The sequence below is a fragment of the Streptomyces sp. HUAS MG56 genome (assembly GCF_058673395.1).
In genome coordinates, this window is record NZ_CM178722.1 from 9061675 (window position 1) to 9078634 (window position 16960).

The following is a 16960-nucleotide window of genomic DNA, read 5'->3' on the forward strand; positions in this document are numbered from 1 at the left end:
CGGCGGGCGGGCCGGTCCGGCGTCACGGCAGGCCCGGGTCGGCGGAGCGGGGAGGCCGGGCCCAGCCCAGGGACCGCTCCACCGCCCGCCGCCAGTTCTCGTACTCCGCCTCCCGCAGCGCGGGGTCCATGTCGGGCAGCCACTGCCCGGCCCGGTGCCAGTTGCGGCGCAGCACCTCCAGGTCCGGCCAGTAGCCGGCGGCGAGCCCGGCCGCGTACGCGGCGCCGAGCGAGACCGTCTCGGCGACCATGGGCCGCACCACGGGCACGTCCAGCACGTCGGCCACGAACTGCATGAGCAGGTTGTCCGCGGTCATGCCCCCGTCCACCTTGAGCTGCTGGAGGGGGACCGAGGAATCGGCGTTCATGGCGTCGACGACCTCTCGGGTCTGCCACCCGGTGGCCTCCAGCACGGCCCGCGCCAGGTGCCCCTTGGTGATGTACGAGGTGAGGCCGACGATGACCCCGCGGGCGTCGCTGCGCCAGCGCGGCGCGAACAGCCCCGAGAAGGCGGGGACGATGTAGCAGCCGCCGTTGTCCTCGACCGTCCGGGCGAGGGTCTCGATCTCCGGAGCGCTGCTGATCAGGCCCAGCCGGTCCCGGAACCACTGGACGAGCGCTCCGGTGACGGCGATCGACCCCTCCAGGGCATAGGCCGGCCGCTGGTCGCCGATCTTGTAGGCGACGGTCGTGAGGAGCCCGTGCCGGGACCGCACCATGTCGGCGCCGGTGTTGAGGAGCAGGAAGCTGCCCGTTCCGTACGTGCACTTCGCCTCGCCGGGGGAGAAGCAGGTCTGGCCGAAGAGCGCGGCCTGCTGGTCGCCCAGCGCGGCCGTGATGGCGACGCCCGGCAGCAGCGCGCGGGCATCGCCGTACAGCTCGGCGGACGACCGGATCTCGGGCAGCATCGAGCGGGGCACTCCGAAGAAGGCGATCAGTTCGTCGTCCCAGGTCAGCGAGCGGATGTTCATCAGCATCGTGCGGCTGGCGTTGGTGGCGTCGGTGATGTGCAGGCCCCCTTCGGGGCCCCCGGTGAGGTTCCAGATCAGCCAGCTCTCCATCGTTCCGAACAGCACCTCGCCGTCGTCGGCGCGCTGCTGGAGCCCCTTGACGTGGTCGAACAGCCAGCGGAGCCGCAGCGCCGAGAAGTAGGTCGAGGGCGGCAGACAGCACCGTTCGAGGAAGAACTCCTCGCCGGGGTTCTCTCCCAGCTCCTCGACGAGCGGTGCCGTGCGGGTGTCCTGCCAGACGATCGCCCGGCCGAGCGGGGCGCCGGTCCGCCGGTCCCAGAGCACGGTCGTCTCGCGCTGGTTCGCCAGACCGATGGCGATGACCTGCCCCGGGTCGACACCGGCGACGGACAGGGCCTCGGGCACGATGCGCCGGAGGTTCTGCCAGATCTCGACGGCGTCGTGCTCGACCCAGCCGGGCTCGGGGAAGTGCTGCTGATGCTCCTTCTGCGCCACCGAGACCAGCCGCCCGCGGCGGTCGAACAGGATGCATCGGGTCGAGTTGGTGCCCTGATCGATGGACATTACATACCGTTCAGCCATGATCGGGTCTGCCTTCCGAGGGGTCGAGGAGGCGGCCGGCCCGGCCTACCATCGGGTGGCTCCGAGGTCCCGGGAGATCGCCCGCGAGGCTTCGCGGATCAGGGTGATCAGACCTGGGCGGGGACGGCCCTGGCTGTCGCAGATCCGCTCGACCGCCCCGGACAGTCCGACGGCGCCGACGACGAGGCCGCCGTGCCCGCGGATCGGGGCGGCGAGCCCGGCCTCGCCCATGCTCATCTCCTGGATCTCGGCGGCCCAGCCCAGTTCCCGGACCTCGGCGAGCGCCCGGGTGAGCTGCTCGCGATCGACGAGGGTGTGCCGGGTGTACGCCTCCAGCCCCGTCTCCCCGCCGGCCTCGATCGTCGCGGTCCCGTAGGCGAGCAGTACCTTGCCCAGCGAGGAGGCGTGCAAGGGCAGCAGCGAGCCCACGTCCAGGGTCTGGAAGGTGTCGTCCGGCCGGAACACGTGGTGGACGACGAGCACCCTGCCCTCCAGGGGCGTGCCCAGGCGAACCGCCTCTCCGCTGCGGGCGGCGAGGGCATCGGCCCAGTTCAGAGAGCGCGAGCGCAGCTCGTTGACGTCCAGGTAGCTGGTGCCGAGGTGCAGCAGGGCGGCGCCGAGCTGGTATTTTCCGGTCGCCGCGTCCTGCTCCACGAAGTCCACGTGCTGAAGCGTGCGCAGGATGCCGTGCGCGGTGCCCTTGGCCAGTCCCAGAGAGGCGGCGACCTCGCCGAGCCCGAGGCGGCGGGGCCCGCCGGCGAGCAGGCGCAGGATCGCCGCCGCCCGTTCGATCGACTGGACCGGTCCGGCCATGAGGCGAGCCTATTACCGCTTCGGGGGCTTCGCCGTACGGGCGGGCCGGGCCCCGTAGGCCCCGGGAGATCCGCGTTCGGTAATGCCGACCGCCGTTCATTGACCTGTCCGAATTGTCTCCGTAACTTGCTGCTCAGCCGGTATGCGCCGGGACACGGCGTCGCACCGGTCGCTCACATCACCGGGAGAGACCATGGCGGCACAGCTCAACACGCTGCTTCGGGCGGCCTACCACCACGTGTGTCCGGTACCGCCCGTCGCCGGCGCCGTCACCGCCGTACGCCGGTCCACGGCGGCGGTCCTCGCCGACTGGAGCCTGCCCCCGGGCGTCGTCGAGGACGCGCTCCTCGTGGTGTCCGAGCTGGTCACCAACGCGATCATCCACGCCCGCCCGCCGGCCGTGCTGCGGGTGTCCTGGAGCCCGGACGACGGCGACCGCACGATGAGCATCGCGGTCACCGACGCGGGACCCGACCTCGCGACGGGCCGTTCCCTCGCCGGGGTCGATCCGGACGAGCACGGCCGGGGCGAGACGATCGTCCACGCCCTCGCCACGCGGCACGGCATACGCGTCCATCCCGGCGGGGTCACCCGCTGGGCCGATCTCGCGACCGGTTAGAACGGGGCCTCCGCAGGCCGCGGCCGGGGGCTGTCGCTGATCCGTCGGAGCGCTATGCCCGGAATGCGTAGATATTCTGTGGGGTGTGATCGAGCTTGGGCGGCCGCGGCCCCGCCACCGCCGCGGCCGGGGGAGTTTTGTGCGGCTGTCGCCGGTCGTCCTGACCGTCGTCATCGCAAGCCTGGCCTATTCCACCCCTCCGGACATGGCCTTCAGCCGCCTCCTGCCCGCGGCGCCGGCCCTCGCCGCCTCCATGTGGCCGGTGCTCCCCACCGTCCTGCTGGGCACCGTCTGTCTCTTTCTGATGATCGGGCTCAGTCTGGTGTTCCCCGGACTGGGGACGTGGTGGACGGCCGCGGGGATCATCGCGGTCACCGTGGCGGCCGCGTACGGCAGCCACGTCCGGCTCCAGCGGGAGCGGACCCTCTTCCAGGTGCGGCTCGTCGCCGACGCGGCCCAGCAGGTGGTGCTCAGCCCCATGCCGCACCGCCTCGGAGGCGTCGAGATCGAGTCGCTGTATCTCGCGGCCGCGGCGGAGGCCCGTATCGGCGGGGACTTCTACGAGGTGGTCGACACGCGCTTCGGAGTCAGGCTGCTCATCGGTGACGTCCGGGGCAAGGGCCTGCCGGCGGTGGGGGCGGCCGCGGCGATCGTCAACGCGTTCCGGGAGGCGGCCTACGGCGAGGCCGACATGGTCGGCGTCGCGCGCCGGCTGGACGCCAGCAGCACCCGGTACAACGCCGCCTTTCCCTCCGAGGGGCCGACCGAGCGCTTCGCCACCGCCCTGCTCGTCGAGATCCCGCACGGGGGCGGGCGCATCGGGATCCTCAACTGCGGACACCCCCCGCCGCTGCTCCTGAACCACGGCGAACTCCGCGCCCTCGAACCCACCGCCCCCTCGCCGCTGCTCAACCTCGCGGACCTGATCGGCGATCACTACCACGTCGACACGTACGACTTCGTCCCCGGCGACCTGCTGCTCCTCTACACCGACGGGGTCGCCGAGGCCCGCGCCCACGACGGCGAGTTCTTCCCGCTGGCGGCCTGGATGAGCCGGCAGCCCCCGACACCGCCGCACGAACTGCTCACGGCGCTGCACCGCGACCTCCTGCGCTACAGCAGAGGACGCCTCGACGACGACATCGCCGCCCTCGCCGTGCGCCTGTGCGAACCCTCGGAGTGAGCCCGGTCCCCGGCTCGCGGTCTCGGCGGTGAAGGTCACCGGGGCCGGGAATCGGCGATACCGGCGTCAGGAACCAGGCGACCAGGCAGTCGTCGACGAACGCACGCCGAACCGCGCCGAGTTGTAGGTGTCGACCAGATTGAGGCTCAGGTCGGCGAGCGGCGCTGTCACATCCCGCGTGGCGCGACCGGTCCCGGCTCCGGACACACGGCGCCGGGACCCGGGCGGCGAGGCGACGTCACGCCGGGCCCCGCTTGGGCCGACGGCATCGACGTGCACGGGATCGGGCCGCGCCGGATATGGATCACAGACCTGCCGCGGCGCTGTGGAGGTTCCTGGCGGCCAGGGCGAGCCCCTCGCTCCGGGGTCGATCTCGGCGAAGGCGCACGTCGACGGCGGCCAGGACGTCATCGCCACGGCCCGGCGCCGCGGTTACCGCGCCGCCATGCGCCGGGACGGACTGGCCGACCGCGTCCGAGTCCTCGCCGGGGACAGGACCGAGGCGGCCGGCGAACGCGCCGCCCGTGATCTCCTCGACGGCCCCCGGCTGCCCAGCGCGGTCGTCGCCTTCAACGACCAGTGCGCCATCGGTGTCCCGGCCGCGCTGACCCGCGCCGGGGTCGCCGTCCCGGGCGAGGTGTCCGTGGCCGGCCATGACGACGACACGCTGTCCCGGCTGAGCTGCTTCGCTACAGTCAACAGAGGTACGTGTCAGCCGAGTTGGAGGGTCAACGCACCCTTCCACGCGGCTTCAGCGGTGTCGCCGGCAGTTCCGGTGCGGGCAGTGGGCCTCCGTCGTAGCCCCGCACCTCGCCGAAGCGGGCCCCCTTCATCCAGTCCTCGCGGGCCTCCACGATCTCTTCCTGGGACCGTCCGACGAAGTTCCACCACATGACGAGTTCCTCCGCGAACGGCTCGCCGCCCAGCAGCATGATTCCCGCGTCCGACTCGGCGTGCAGCGGCAGTTCGGTGCGGCCGCAGCCGAGGTAGAGCATCGAGCCGGGGAGCACCGGCACGCCGTCCACGCGTACCTCGCCGGACATCGCGAGCACGCCGTACTCGAAGTCCGGCTCCAGGGGGAGGCGGACATCGGCGCCCCGGGTCAGGGCGAGGTCCGCGCCGATGATCGGGGTGTACGTCGTACCGGGGGAGGCCGAGCCGTCGAGGCCGCCCAGGATCACCGTGGCGGTCAGGCCCGGAGCGGTGACCGTCGGCAGGTCCGGGTGGAACTCGAACTCCGGGGCGGTGTGCCGGTGTTCGTCCGGCAGGGCGACCCAGAGCTGGGCGCCGTGCAGGAAGCGGGCGTGCGGCCGCGGGCTCTCCTCGGAGTGGCTGATCCCGTGGCCCGAGGTCATCAGGCCCAGCTGCCTGGGGCGGATCGTCTGCAGGCTGCCGGTCGAGTCGCGGTGCAGTACCTCGCCGTCGTGCAGCCAGCTCACCGTCTGAAGGCCGATGTGCGGATGCGGCGGGACCTGCATGCCGGGCTCGTCGGCGATGTCGTCCGGGCCGTAGTGGTCGACGAAGGCCCACGCGCCGATCATGCGCCGGCCCAGGTTGGGCAGCAGCCGGCGCACCTCGGTCGACTCGCCCAGCTTCACATGACGGGGGCTCAGCAGCTCGCGCACGGGTTCGGCGACGACGAACCCACGGCCGCCGCAGACACTGGGCACGGGCGCGCGGTCAAGGTTGCTCATGCCGCCCAACCTAGCGGCCGGCGCCCCGCGCCGCCGGGCGGACGGGCCCCCCGACCCGCGAATGGAGTCCGAGCGGTGCCGTCGGGCCGCGGATCCACGGAGTCTCGCCGGTTCAGGGGTCCGGGCCGGGTCACCGAGTCCGTGCGCCGGCGGGGCCGGGACTTCGGCGGGTACGGCGTCGGCACGCCGAGCGAGGGGACGTACGTGCCCGCCGCTTCCGCCGACGGCCGCGCGCCGCGGGCCGGCACGGTCGTCGTCGGCGCGCAGCCGGTCGCGTACGACGTGCTGCGCGCCGGCAACGGCGGGCCGGCCGGCGTGGTGCGGGGGTGCGGGTCGCGGGGGGATCGGCACCGATGTGCGCGGAGAGGTGCCGATGACGCAACGCACCGACGGGCCGGTCGAGTTCGCCGCGCCGGGGTCGTGCCCGGCGCGGGCGAACTCGCGATCGGCGCGCCGAATTTTTCCGCGGTCCCTCCCCGGTCCCGCTCAGCCCGCGTGACCGGCGAACTCCGTCGCCCCCTCCTCCGCGAACGCCACCGCGTCCGCGTGCCCGAACAGGCCGGGCAGCCCGCCGGTGTGCACGAAGACCGTCTTCTCGCCCGGCCGGATGCCGCCGTCGGCGACGGCCGCGCGCAGGCCGGCCAGGGCGCGGCCGGTGTAGACGGGATCGAGGACGAGGCCCTCGGTACGGGCGGCCAGCCGCAGCGCCTCGGCGGCCGGGCCGGTCAGCGTCGCGTACCCGCCGCCCACCTGGTCCCGGCGCACCCGCAGCTCTTCGGCCGTGACCTGCCGCGCCGTCAGCGGCGTCGCGAACGCCGCGACCGCCGCGGCCGGGTTGGCCAGCGCGCCCACGTCGACACCGAGCACCGCGCCCGCGCCCAGGGCCGCGACCAGCCCGGCCATGGTGCCGCCCGAGCCGAGCGCGACCACCACCGTGCGCAGCTCGGGCAGTTGCTCGTCCAGCTCCTCGCCGCAGCGCACGTAACCCCGGGCGCCGAGCACGCCCGACCCGCCGAACGGGATCAGTGCGGGCCGGGCACCCTCGGCCCGCAGCCGCGCGCACACGTCGGCCGCCGCCGCGTCCAGCCCCGCCTGGTCGACCTCGCCCGCCCAGGCGATCCGCGCCCCGAACAGCCCGTCCAGGGCCAGGTTCCCGGACCGTGCGGCGCCGGGCGTGCCGCGCAGCACGAGCACGGCGGCCAGACCCAGCCGGGCGGCCGCGGCGGCGGTCAGCCGGGCGTGGTTGCTCTGCGGGGCGCCGGTGGTCACGAGCGTGTCGGCGCCCTCGGCGAGCGCCGCGCCCGCCGTCCACTCCAGCTTGCGGATCTTGTTCCCGCCGCCGCCCAGACCGGTCAGGTCGTCCCGTTTGATCCACAGGTCCTCCGGGCCGAGCCCGAGCGCGGCGGCGAGCCGGGGCGCGGGTTCGACGGGGGTGGGAAAGGTGCCGAGCGAGACGGGGGAGGCGTTCATGGCGTACGTCCTTCGGCGCCGGTTCGGGCGCGGTTCAGATACGGATCGCGGTCGTCGCGTACCAGTCGATCACACCGGCAGCAGCCGCGCGATCAATGCGCTGAGCTGACGGGCCGTACGGCACTCGTGCATCTCGACCAGCTCCGCGTAGGCGGGCGCGGCCGAGTCGCCGGTGCCCCAGCGGTCCCGGGGCTCCGGGTTCAGCCAGTACACCCGCCGGGCCCGCCGCGCGACCTCGCGCACGGCGGCCAGGTTCGGATCGCTCATGTTGGTGCGCGCGTCCCCGAGGACGAACACCGTCGTGCGCGGGCCGACCGCGGCGCCGTACCGCTCGGCGAACTCGCCCAGCGCCACGCCGTAGTCGCTGCTGCCGTGCCAGCCGGTCAGCGTGGCCTCGGCGCGGATGCGGGCGCTCAGCCCGTCCGGGTCGGCCCGGCCGTGGTCGAGCAGTGCGGTCACCTCGTCCAGCCGGTTGACGAAGGCGAACACCCGGATCTTGCTGAACTGGTCGTGCAGCGCCTGCATCAGCAGCATCGTGAAGTCCGAGAATCCCGACACCGAGCCGGACACGTCGCACAGCAGGACCAGTTCGGGGCGGACCGGGCGGCGTCGGCGCAGCACCGGCCGCATCGGCACCCCGCCCGTGGACAGCGAGGAGCGCAGCGTGCGGCGCAGGTCGACCGAGCCGCGCGCGGCCCGGCGCCGGCGCGCGGCCAGCCGGGTGGCGAGCTTGCGCGCGAGCGGCCGAACCGCCCTGCGCAGCTCGGCCAGTTGGTCCCGGCCCGCGAACAGGAAGTCCACCCGGTCCGCGGTCGGTGCGACACCGCGCCGGGCGATCTCGTCCCGCCCGCGCCGCTCGGCCACCCGGCGCCGCGCCTCCGCGCCGACCATCCGCCGGAACTGCTCGATCCGGGCGCGGATCTCGTCGTCCAGCAGCCGGTCCGCGAAGCCGTCGCCGCTGCCGTCACCGCTCCCGCCCCGGATGTCCGCACGCACGCGTGCCAACAGGGTCTGCGGGCGCAGCCGGTCCAGGGTCTGGTACGCCGAGAAGCCGTCGGAGCCGGGTGAACCGCCGTATCCGCCCATGCCGTCGACGGCCTCGGCCGCCAGCCGGGCCATCGACACCCGGTCGCCCGCGGCCAGCGCCTCGGCCAGGCGGTCGCGCAGCTCGTCCCGGCCGGATCCGGCGCCGTCCGGGCCGCCCACCGCGCGCGGGAAGTACAGGTCGAAGACGGGGTCGAACACCGCCCGCTGCCCGGGACCGTGCAGCAGCGTCGCGGCCAGCCCCTCCCGCAGCAACTCCCGGTCCGCGAACCCGAGTTCGCGCGCGGCGCGGGCCGCGTCCACGCTCTCGCCGGTGCCGATCCGCATCCCGTGCGCGCGCAGCGCCCCGACCAGGCCGGTGATCCGCTCGGCGACCTCGGTCACAGGGCGTCCAGGTCGAGCTTCGCCGCCGCCTTCTGGATGTCGTCCTGGTGCTTGAGGATCACCCCGAGGCTGTCCCGGACGACCGTCTCGTCCAGCGCCTGCGCGCCCAGGGCCAGCAGGGTGCGCGCCCAGTCGACGGTCTCGGCGACGGACGGCGCCTTGCGCAGGTCCATCGCCCGCAGCGCGCCGACCACCCGGACCACCGACCCGGCCAGCGCCTCGGTCAGGCCCGGCACCTTCAGCCGGACGATCCGCCGCTCCAGCTCCTCCTCGGGGAAACCGATGTGCAGGAACAGGCAGCGCCGGCGCAGCGCCTCGGACAGCTCCCGGCCGGCGTTGGAGGTGAGGACGACGAACGGGCGGCGGGTCGCGGTGACCGTGCCCAGTTCCGGGACCGTGATCTGGAAGTCGCTGAGCACCTCCAGCAGCAGCCCCTCCATCTCGACGTCGGCCTTGTCGGTCTCGTCGATCAAGAGCACCGTCGGCTCGTCCCCGCGGATGGCGGTGAGCAGGGGGCGGGGGAGCAGGAACTCCTCGCTGAAGATGTCGGTGCGGGTCTCGTCCCAGTTCTCGTCGCGGCCCGCGCTGATGCGCAGCAGCTGCTTGGCGTGGTTCCACTCGTACAGCGCCCGGGACTCGTCCACGCCCTCGTAGCACTGGAGCCGGACCAGCCGGGCCCCGGCCACCTGGGCGACGGCCTTGGCCAGCTCGGTCTTGCCCACCCCGGCGGGGCCCTCGACCAGCAGCGGCTTGCCCAGCCGGTCGGCGAGGAACACGGTCGTCGCGACGGCGGGCGAGGCGAGGTAGCCGGTCTCGGCGAGGCGGGCGGAGACGTCGTCGACGGACGTGAACAACGGGGCCTCCGGCGGGTCGGGAGCGGGGTCCAGCTCCTATCTAAGCGCTTGGTCAGTGTTCGTGTCACGTAAATACACCGATCGGTTTCCGCCTGGCCCGTCGCCCGGGTAACCTCGCCGTATGGCCACCACCACCGACAAGGCGTCCTCCCGCGACCGGCTGCTCGACGCGGCCGCGCGGCTCTCCTACCGCGACGGCGTCGGCATCGGCATCGAGGCCCTGTGCCGGGAGGCCGGCGTCTCCAAGCGGTCCATGTACCAGCTCTTCGACAGCAAGGACGCGATGCTGGCCGCGAGCCTGGAGCGGCGGATCCCGCGGTACGAGGCCCGCCTCGCGCACCCCGACCCGGACCACGCGACCCCGCGCGAGCGCATCCGCCACGTCTTCGAACAGGTCACCGAGGCCGCCGCGGACCCCGACTACCACGGCTGCCCCTACCTGGCCGTCCTGGTCGAGCTGAAGGACCCCGAGCACCCGGCGAGCGTGGTCGCCCGCGCCGTCAAACAGCGGCTGACCGAGAGCTTCCGTGCCGAGGCCGAGCGCGGCGGCGCCCGCGATCCCGAACTGCTCGCCCGCCAGCTCGTCCTGGTCTTCGACGGCGCCAGCGCGCGGGCCGGCGCGCGGGTGGAACACCTGGCGGACGGACTGGCCGTGACGACGGTGACCGCGCTGATGGACGCGGCCGGGATGGACTGACCGGCCGTCGGCGGCCCGCGTCCGTCGCAGCCGCAGGCCGACGCAGCCCCGCGCCCCGTACGGGCCAGCACAACGCGCCCCGGGCCCGCCCACCCGGTCCAATGAGACGGTGACCACCCCGCCGCACGACTGCCTCGCACGCAACGCCTGGATCTGCGGCGCCTATCTGCGCACCCGCCGGCACATCCTGCTCGACGCGACTGCCCAGCACCTCCGCCTGACCGCCCTGTCGGTGCTCATCGGGCTCGTCATCGCCCTGCCGCTCGCGGTGCTGGCCCGCCGCTGGGGCTGGGCGGCGGGACCGGTCCTCGCCGTGACGACGATCCTCTACACGATCCCGTCGCTCGCCATGTTCTCCCTGCTCCTGCCGGTGTACGGCCTGTCCGCCACCCTCGTCGTCGCCGGACTCGTGCTGTACTCCCTCACCCTCCTCGTCCGGAACATCCTCGCGGGTCTGCGCGCGGTCCCCGAGGAGACCCGGCAGGCCGCGCGGGGCCTCGGCTACGGCCCGGTCCGCCTCCTGCTCACCGTCGAGCTGCCGCTCGCCCTGCCCGCCGCGATGGCCGGGCTGCGCATCGCCACCGTGTCGGCGGTCTCGCTGGTCACGGTCGGCGCGATCGTCGGCTTCGGCGGCCTCGGGAACCTCATCTACGCGGGCATGAACACCTACTTCAAGGCACAGGTGCTCACCGCGTCCGTGCTGTGCGTGCTGATCGCCGTCGCCGCCGACCTGCTCCTGCTGGGCGTGCAGCGGCTCGTCACACCGTGGACGAGGGCCGGCCGGGCCCGCACGCCCGCCGCACGCGGGCGGCCGCGCACCCGGCTCCCCGGTACGCGGGCGGGCCGCACATGAACGACCGGACGGCGGCCCGGCGATGAACACGCTCACCGCGGCCTGGCACTGGCTCACCGACCCTGCGCACTGGTCGGGCGACGACGGCATCCGGCACCGGCTGCTCCAGCACCTCGTCCTCACCGTCGTCTGCCTCGCCGTCAGCTGCGCCGTCGCGCTCCCGGTCGCCCTGGTCCTCGGCCACCTCGGCCGGGGCGGCGCGCTCGCCGTGAACGTCTCCAACGTCGGCCGTGCCGTGCCCACCTTCGCCGTCCTGGTGCTGCTGCTCCTCACCCCGGTCGGCCGGTGGGGCGAGGGGCCCACCGTGGTGGCACTGGTGCTGTTCGCCGTCCCGCCGCTGCTCACCAACGCCTACGTCGGCATGCGCGAGGTCGACCGCGGCGTCGTCCGGGCGGCCCGGGGCATGGGGATGACCGGAGCGCAGATGCTGCTGCGCGTGGAGCTGCCCCTCGCGCTCCCGCTGGTCATGACCGGGGTACGGATCGCCGCCGTCCAGCTCGTCGCCACCGCCACCATCGCCGCGCTCGCGGGCGGCGGCGGCCTCGGCCGCATCATCACCGCCGGGTTCAACCTGGCCAGCACCCCCCAGGTGGTGGCAGGCGCGATCCTGGTCGCCGCGTTCGCGCTCGTCGTCGAGGGCGTCTTCGAGACCGCCGAACGGCTGGCACCGGTGTGGGCCCGGGGCGGCCGATGAGAAGATCCCTGCCCGCCGCCCTCCTCCTCGCCCTCACCGGCTGCGCCACCGGCCCCTCCCTGGAGAACCGCGGCGAGGTCACCGCACCGCCCGGCGACAGCCACCACCTCACGATCGGCTCCGCCGGCTTCACCGAGAGCGACCTGCTCGCCCAGCTGTACGCCCAGCTCCTGAACCGGGCCGGCTACAAGACCTCGATGATCACGGTCGCCAACCGGGAGCTGTACGAACCGGCGCTGGAGTCCGGCCAGATCGACGTCGTGCCCGAGTACGCGGCCACCCTCGCCGACTGGCTGAACGCCAAGACCCACGGCGCCGACGCCACCCCCGTCGGCTCACCCGACCTCGACACGACGATGCGGGCCCTGCGCCGGCTCGCCACCCCACGCGGCCTCACCGTCCTGCCGCCCGGCCGGGCCGTCGACCAGAACGCCTTCGCCGTACGCGCCGACTACGCTCGCGAACACCGCCTCAAGAGCCTCAGCGACCTGGGCGCCTCGGGGCTGAAGGTGCGCCTCGCGGCGGGCGACGAGTGCGTCCAACGGCCGTACTGCGAACCGGGGTTGAAGAAGGTCTACGGCATCGACATCACCGGCGTCGACCCCAAGGGCGTCGGCACCACCCAGGCCAAGCGCGCCGTGCAGGCGGGCCGCGACCAGATGGTGCTGACCACCACCACGGACGCCACCCTGGACCAGTTCGGCCTGGTGCTCCTCGCCGACGACAAGCACCTCCAGAACGCCGACTACGTCGTCCCGGTCGTCAACCGCTCCCGCGCGGGCGGCGAGGGCGTGACCAAGGCGCTCGGCACGCTGGGTGACGTCCTGACGACGGCCGACCTGGCGTCCATGAACCAGCAGGTCGACAGCTGGCGCCGGCTGCCCGCCGACGTCGCCCGCACCTATCTCACGGACAAGGGCCTGCTGAACTAGGGGGTGCCGTTCGGATCATCCCGGCGGCCCGGTCCGGCTCAGGCGTCCGACACCGAGTCGAACGGCACCTGCCCCCGCGCCACGCCCCGCGCGTCCGCGTCCACCGAGCGGCGCAGCGCCTCGTGCAGCTTCGCCGGGGTGAGCACGCCGAGGAAACGCGCGCCGTCCAGCACCGCGACCCACCCGGCGTCGTACTGGAGCATCACCCCGAACGCCTGCTTCAGCGGCGCGCCCACCGGTACCCACGCGGTCATCCGGTGCGTGTGCGCGCCGACCGTGCCGCCCGCCGCCAGCGCGTCGAGGCCGACCCAGCCGTGCAGATCGCCGTCCGGGTCGAGGACGACCGCCCAGCGCGCGCCCCCGGCCCGCAGCCGCTCCCGGGCCCGCTCGGCGGGCTCGTCCGGCCGGGCCACGAGCGGCTGCTCCAGGTCGTCCGGCTCGATCTCGGTGACCGACAGCCGCTTCAGGCCGCGGTCGGCGCCCACGAAGGAGGCGACGTACGGCGTGGCGGGCGCCCCCAGCACCGCCCCCGGCGTGTCGAACTGCTCGATCCGACCCTGCCCGTACACCGCGATCCGGTCACCGAGCCGGACCGCCTCCTCGATGTCGTGCGTGACCAGCAGCACCGTCTTGCGCACCGCGGCCTGCATGCGCAGGAACTCGTCCTGCAACTGCTCGCGCACCACCGGGTCGACCGCGCCGAACGGCTCGTCCATCAGCAGCACCGGCGGATCCGCGGCGAGCGCCCGCGCCACCCCGACCCGCTGCCGCTGCCCGCCGGACAGCTGCTCCGGGTAGCGCGGGCCGTACGTCGCCGGGTCGAGCCCGACCAGATCGAGCAGCTCCGCGGCCCGCGCCCGGGCCTTCGCCCGCTTCCAGCCGAGCAGCGCGGGCACCGTCGCGGTGTTGTCCAGGACGGTGCGGTGTGGGAAGAGGCCCACCTGCTGGATGACGTACCCGATCCGCCGGCGCAGCCGCACCGGGTCGACGCGGGCGACGTCCTCGCCCTCGACGAGGATCCGGCCGGAGGTGGGTTCGATGAGCCGGTTCACCATCATCATGGTCGTCGTCTTGCCGCAGCCGGACGGCCCGACGAGGGTGACCAGCTCACCCTCGCCGACCTCGAAGGAGAGGTCGTCCACGGCCGTCGTACCGTCCGGATACCGCTTGCTGACCTGCTCGAACCGGATCATTCCCCCACGCTAACGGCGCCGTCCGCGCCCTGCGCGCCGGCGTGGTGAAACGGGGCACCGGTCAGCCGAGCAGGATCACCTCCAGCGTGCGCGGGCCGTGCACGCCCTCGACCCGGTCCAGCTCGATGTCGCTCGTCGCCGAGGGACCCGAGATCCACGTCAACGGCCGTGCCGCATCGAGGCGTTCGAGGGCTTCGGGCACGGAGGAGACGACCTGGTCCGGAACCCGGACGACACAGATGTGGTGGTCCGGGATCAGCGAGATGCGGCGGCGGCCCTGGTCGGGGGAGCCGTCCAGGACGATCGTGCCGGTCTCGGCGATCGCCACCGCACACCCCGTCACCACACTGCCGACCCGGTCCAGCCGCTGCGGGGTGCTCACCGCCCTGTCGTGGATCCGTACCGGGTCCGCGGCGGACATCCACTCCGGCGGCAGCCCGGGCGGCACCAGCACCTCTTGCGAGCCGCGCTCGGCCAGCAGCCGCATGACCAGGTACGGCAGCTCCTCGTCGTCGGCGCGGTGCACGAGCGCCCGGTAGTCCGCCAGGTTCTGTGCCAGCAGGTCCACCGTCTGCGCGGTGGTGCGCCGCCCGTGCGCGCGCAGATAGTCCCGGCCCACGACCTCCTCGTACGGCCGCTGGTCCGGACCCACGTCGGCGAGCGCCCGCCGCACCCGGCCCAACACCCTTTCCCTGCTGCTCACTTGGCCCCGTCCTCTCCGCCGCGGGTGCGCTGCCACCAGTCCCGGAACGGCTCCGCCGGCACCGGTGGCAGATCCCGGGTGCCGGTCCAGGCCCGCCCCGGGCCGGGCAGCGTGCGGGGGTGCAGGCGACGGGTGCGGGAGGCGAGCCGTTGTCCGGTGCGCAGGGCGCCGGGGTGGGTCAGCGCCCAGCGGGCCGCGCGCACGGCGGCCCGCTCGGCCGCGTGTCCCTTGGCGGGCTTCAGCAGCACCCGGTTGCCCTCCCGCACGGCTGGACCGCCCTCGGCCACCCGCTCCCGCAGGTGCACCAGCACCTCCGGGATGTCGATGGCGACGGGGCAGACCTCGTAGCAGGCCCCGCACAGGCTCGACGCGTACGGCAGCGAGGCGTCGATCTCGCTTGCGGTGCCCCTCAGTTGAGGGCTGAGGATGGCGCCGATCGGGCCCGGGTAGACCGAGCCGTAGGCGTGTCCGCCCGCGCGTTCGTAGACCGGGCAGACGTTGAGGCAGGCCGAGCAGCGGATGCAGCGCAGGGCCTGGCGGCCGACCCGGTCGGCGAGGGTGTCGGTGCGGCCGTTGTCGAGCAGGATCAGGTGGAAGGCGCTCGGACCGTCGCCGTCGGTGGTGCCGGTCCACGTCGAGGTGTACGGGTTCATGCGCTCGGCGGTGGCGGAGCGGGGCAGCGTCTGGAGGAAGACCTCCAGGTCGCGCCAGGTCGGCACCACCTTCTCGATGCCGACGACGGAGATCAGCGTCTCGGGGAGGGTGAGGCACATACGGCCGTTGCCCTCGGACTCCACCACCACCAGGGTGCCGGTCTCGGCGACCATGAAGTTGGCGCCGGAGATGCCGACCTTGGCGCGCAGGAACTTCTCCCGCAGATGCAGCCGGGCCGCCTCGGCGAGTTCGGCGGGCGTGTCGGTCAGGCCCTCGGGGGCCGGGCGGCCCCACGCGCCCATCTCCTTCGCGAAGATGTCCCGGATCTCGCCCCGGTTGCGGTGGATGGCCGGGACGAGGATGTGCGAGGGCCGGTCCCTGCCCAACTGCACGATCAGCTCGGCGAGATCGGTCTCGTAGGCGTGGATGCCCTCTTCGAGAAGGGCTTCGTTGAGCCCGATCTCCTGCGTGGCCATCGACTTGACCTTCACGACCTCCGACTCGCCCGTCTCCTTGACGAGTCGGGTGACGATCCGGTTGGCCTCGTCGGCGTCCGCGGCCCAGTGGACCCTGCCGCCCGCCGCGGTGACCGACTCCTCCAACTGCACCAGATAGCGGTCGAGATGGCGCAGCGTGTGGTCCTTGATGCGCCGGCCCGCCTCCCGCAGCTCGGCCCAGTCGGACACCTCCGCCACCGCCCTGGCCCGCTTGGCGCGGATGGTGTGGGTGGCGTGCCGCAGATTGCCGCGCAGGGTCGCGTCGCCGACGGCCTCTGCGGCCGCCTCCGGGAACGGGGGAAACGCCGGGTGGGTGGGTCGGGGAAATGCAGGCATGCCGACGAACGTCCCGCTCATACGGCCGGTTCCTCCTCCGTGCTCGCCAGGATCTCCGCGATGTGCACCGGCCGCATGTCCGTGTGCAGCCGGCTCATCGTGCCGCCGATGTGCATCAGACACGAGTTGTCGGCCGCGCACAGCACCGACGCGCCCGTGGACTCGGCGGCGCGCACCTTGTCCGCGCCCATCGCCGCCGACACCGCGGCGTTCTTCACCGCGAACGTGCCGCCGAACCCGCAGCACTCCTCGGCCCCCGGCAGCTCCACCAGTTCGAGCCCCTTGACCGCTCGCAGCAGCCGGTGCGGCCGGTCGCCCAGTCCGAGGCCGCGCAGCCCGTGACAGGTCGGGTGGTAGGTGACCTGGTGCGGGTAGTACGCGCCCACGTCAGTGACCTTCAGGACGTCGACCAGGAACTCGGTCAGTTCGTACGTCTTCGGCACCACCGGCGCCAGCGTGCGGGCCAGGGTGTCCCCGCGCCCCTCGGCGCGCGCCCGTTCGCCCATCCTCGGGTACAGCTCCCGCACCATCGCCGCGCACGACCCGGACGGCGTGACGATCGCCTCGTACCCGCCGAAGACATCGGAGAAGTGCCGGGCCAGGGGCTCCGTCTCATGGCGGTAGCCGGTGTTGTAGTGGGCCTGCCCGCAACACGTCTGGTCCATCGGGAAGTCGACGTCGACGCCCAGTCTGGTCAGCAGTTTCACCACGGCCCGGCCGGTGTCGGGATAGAGCGTGTCGTTGACACAGGTCAGGAACAGGGCGACACGCATCGCGGCTCCTCGGGG

At 73.5% G+C, this 16960-nt stretch carries 16 protein-coding genes and 1 pseudogene; 7 read left to right on the forward strand and 10 right to left on the reverse strand.

What is annotated here, in order from left to right; genetic code table 11:
* Nucleotides 1–22: 22 nt before the first annotated feature.
* Together glpK and AC4OXY_RS41855 are read right to left on the reverse strand one after the other, a co-directional pair.
* Nucleotides 23–1552 (reverse strand): glycerol kinase GlpK, encoded by a 1530-nt coding sequence (gene glpK, locus AC4OXY_RS41850; RefSeq protein WP_491992331.1) that lies wholly within the window; start codon nt 1550–1552, stop codon nt 23–25.
* A 45-nt stretch (nt 1553–1597) separates the two neighbouring features.
* Nucleotides 1598–2365, reverse strand: a complete 768-nt coding sequence (locus tag AC4OXY_RS41855; RefSeq protein ID WP_356032944.1) for an IclR family transcriptional regulator — start codon at nt 2363–2365, stop codon at nt 1598–1600.
* A 193-nt stretch (nt 2366–2558) separates the two neighbouring features.
* Here AC4OXY_RS41855 and AC4OXY_RS41860 point away from each other — a divergent pair, with 193 nt between their 5' ends.
* From AC4OXY_RS41860 to AC4OXY_RS41870, 3 genes and pseudogenes are all read left to right on the forward strand, one after another.
* Nucleotides 2559–2984, forward strand: coding sequence for an ATP-binding protein (locus AC4OXY_RS41860; RefSeq protein ID WP_376292938.1), 426 nt, complete (start codon nt 2559–2561; stop codon nt 2982–2984).
* A gap of 85 nt (nt 2985–3069) precedes the next feature.
* Nucleotides 3070–4167: a PP2C family protein-serine/threonine phosphatase gene (locus AC4OXY_RS41865; protein WP_491992332.1), complete on the forward strand. Its 1098-nt coding sequence runs from the start codon at nt 3070–3072 to the stop codon at nt 4165–4167.
* 445 nt (nt 4168–4612) lie between these two features.
* A pseudogene (locus AC4OXY_RS41870) lies at nt 4613–4789 on the forward strand (LacI family transcriptional regulator); the annotation flags it as partial.
* A gap of 106 nt (nt 4790–4895) precedes the next feature.
* Here the strand turns inward: AC4OXY_RS41870 and AC4OXY_RS41875 are convergent.
* From AC4OXY_RS41875 to AC4OXY_RS41890, 4 genes are all read right to left on the reverse strand, one after another.
* On the reverse strand, nt 4896–5861 hold the full coding sequence (locus tag AC4OXY_RS41875; RefSeq protein ID WP_376292942.1) for a pirin family protein: 966 nt from the start codon (nt 5859–5861) through the stop codon (nt 4896–4898).
* A 486-nt stretch (nt 5862–6347) separates the two neighbouring features.
* Nucleotides 6348–7331 (reverse strand): pyridoxal-phosphate dependent enzyme, encoded by a 984-nt coding sequence (locus tag AC4OXY_RS41880; protein ID WP_491992333.1) that lies wholly within the window; start codon nt 7329–7331, stop codon nt 6348–6350.
* A 69-nt stretch (nt 7332–7400) separates the two neighbouring features.
* Nucleotides 7401–8759 (reverse strand): VWA domain-containing protein, encoded by a 1359-nt coding sequence (locus AC4OXY_RS41885; RefSeq protein ID WP_491992334.1) that lies wholly within the window; start codon nt 8757–8759, stop codon nt 7401–7403.
* Complete coding sequence (locus tag AC4OXY_RS41890; RefSeq protein WP_356032934.1) at nt 8756–9613, reverse strand: AAA family ATPase; 858 nt, start codon at nt 9611–9613, stop codon at nt 8756–8758. The genes AC4OXY_RS41885 and AC4OXY_RS41890 overlap by 4 nt, the downstream gene beginning before the upstream one ends.
* Before the next feature lie 121 nt (nt 9614–9734).
* On the opposite strand from AC4OXY_RS41890, the gene AC4OXY_RS41895 reads away from it, so the two are divergent.
* The 4 genes from AC4OXY_RS41895 (at nt 9735) to AC4OXY_RS41910 (ending at nt 12789) form a co-directional block, all read left to right on the forward strand.
* Nucleotides 9735–10310 carry a TetR/AcrR family transcriptional regulator gene (locus AC4OXY_RS41895; RefSeq protein WP_491992335.1) on the forward strand — a complete coding sequence of 192 codons (576 nt, stop codon included), beginning with the start codon at nt 9735–9737 and terminating at the stop codon, nt 10308–10310.
* A 109-nt stretch (nt 10311–10419) separates the two neighbouring features.
* On the forward strand, nt 10420–11163 hold the full coding sequence (locus tag AC4OXY_RS41900; protein WP_491992336.1) for an ABC transporter permease: 744 nt from the start codon (nt 10420–10422) through the stop codon (nt 11161–11163).
* Nucleotides 11164–11185: 22 nt separating this feature from the next.
* Complete coding sequence (locus AC4OXY_RS41905) at nt 11186–11857, forward strand: ABC transporter permease (protein ID WP_362819428.1); 672 nt, start codon at nt 11186–11188, stop codon at nt 11855–11857.
* Nucleotides 11854–12789, forward strand: a complete 936-nt coding sequence (locus AC4OXY_RS41910; RefSeq protein WP_491992337.1) for an ABC transporter substrate-binding protein — start codon at nt 11854–11856, stop codon at nt 12787–12789. The genes AC4OXY_RS41905 and AC4OXY_RS41910 overlap by 4 nt, the downstream gene beginning before the upstream one ends.
* A 38-nt stretch (nt 12790–12827) precedes the next feature.
* Here AC4OXY_RS41910 and AC4OXY_RS41915 read toward each other — a convergent pair whose 3' ends face one another.
* The 4 genes from AC4OXY_RS41915 to AC4OXY_RS41930 form a co-directional block, all read right to left on the reverse strand.
* Entirely contained in the window at nt 12828–13982 is a 1155-nt protein-coding gene (locus AC4OXY_RS41915) for an ABC transporter ATP-binding protein (RefSeq protein WP_491992338.1), read from the reverse strand.
* A 61-nt stretch (nt 13983–14043) separates the two neighbouring features.
* The gene (locus AC4OXY_RS41920; RefSeq protein WP_376292954.1) at nt 14044–14685 is read right to left on the reverse strand and encodes a LutC/YkgG family protein; all 642 of its coding nucleotides are present in this window, start codon (nt 14683–14685) and stop codon (nt 14044–14046) included.
* Nucleotides 14682–16193 carry a LutB/LldF family L-lactate oxidation iron-sulfur protein gene (locus AC4OXY_RS41925; protein ID WP_491992339.1) on the reverse strand — a complete coding sequence of 504 codons (1512 nt, stop codon included), beginning with the start codon at nt 16191–16193 and terminating at the stop codon, nt 14682–14684. The genes AC4OXY_RS41920 and AC4OXY_RS41925 overlap by 4 nt, the downstream gene beginning before the upstream one ends.
* A complete protein-coding gene (locus AC4OXY_RS41930) occupies nt 16190–16945 on the reverse strand; it encodes a (Fe-S)-binding protein (protein WP_356032919.1) in 756 nt (251 codons plus the stop codon). The genes AC4OXY_RS41925 and AC4OXY_RS41930 overlap by 4 nt, the downstream gene beginning before the upstream one ends.
* Nucleotides 16946–16960: the final 15 nt, after the last annotated feature.

Bases quoted from the DNA above. Each gene is read 5' to 3' on its own strand.
- AC4OXY_RS41915 (WP_491992338.1), bottom strand. From the start codon at position 13,982: ATGATCCGGTTCGAGCAGGTCAGCAAGCGGTATCCGGACGGTACGACG.
- glpK (WP_491992331.1), bottom strand. From the start codon at position 1,552: ATGGCTGAACGGTATGTAATGTCCATCGATCAGGGCACCAACTCGACC.
- AC4OXY_RS41910 (WP_491992337.1), top strand. From the start codon at position 11,854: ATGAGAAGATCCCTGCCCGCCGCCCTCCTCCTCGCCCTCACCGGCTGC.
- AC4OXY_RS41925 (WP_491992339.1), bottom strand. From the start codon at position 16,193: ATGAGCGGGACGTTCGTCGGCATGCCTGCATTTCCCCGACCCACCCAC.
- AC4OXY_RS41875 (WP_376292942.1), bottom strand. From the start codon at position 5,861: ATGAGCAACCTTGACCGCGCGCCCGTGCCCAGTGTCTGCGGCGGCCGT.
- AC4OXY_RS41905 (WP_362819428.1), top strand. From the start codon at position 11,186: ATGAACACGCTCACCGCGGCCTGGCACTGGCTCACCGACCCTGCGCAC.
- AC4OXY_RS41895 (WP_491992335.1), top strand. From the start codon at position 9,735: ATGGCCACCACCACCGACAAGGCGTCCTCCCGCGACCGGCTGCTCGAC.
- AC4OXY_RS41880 (WP_491992333.1), bottom strand. From the start codon at position 7,331: ATGAACGCCTCCCCCGTCTCGCTCGGCACCTTTCCCACCCCCGTCGAA.
- AC4OXY_RS41930 (WP_356032919.1), bottom strand. From the start codon at position 16,945: ATGCGTGTCGCCCTGTTCCTGACCTGTGTCAACGACACGCTCTATCCC.
- AC4OXY_RS41860 (WP_376292938.1), top strand. From the start codon at position 2,559: ATGGCGGCACAGCTCAACACGCTGCTTCGGGCGGCCTACCACCACGTG.
- AC4OXY_RS41855 (WP_356032944.1), bottom strand. From the start codon at position 2,365: ATGGCCGGACCGGTCCAGTCGATCGAACGGGCGGCGGCGATCCTGCGC.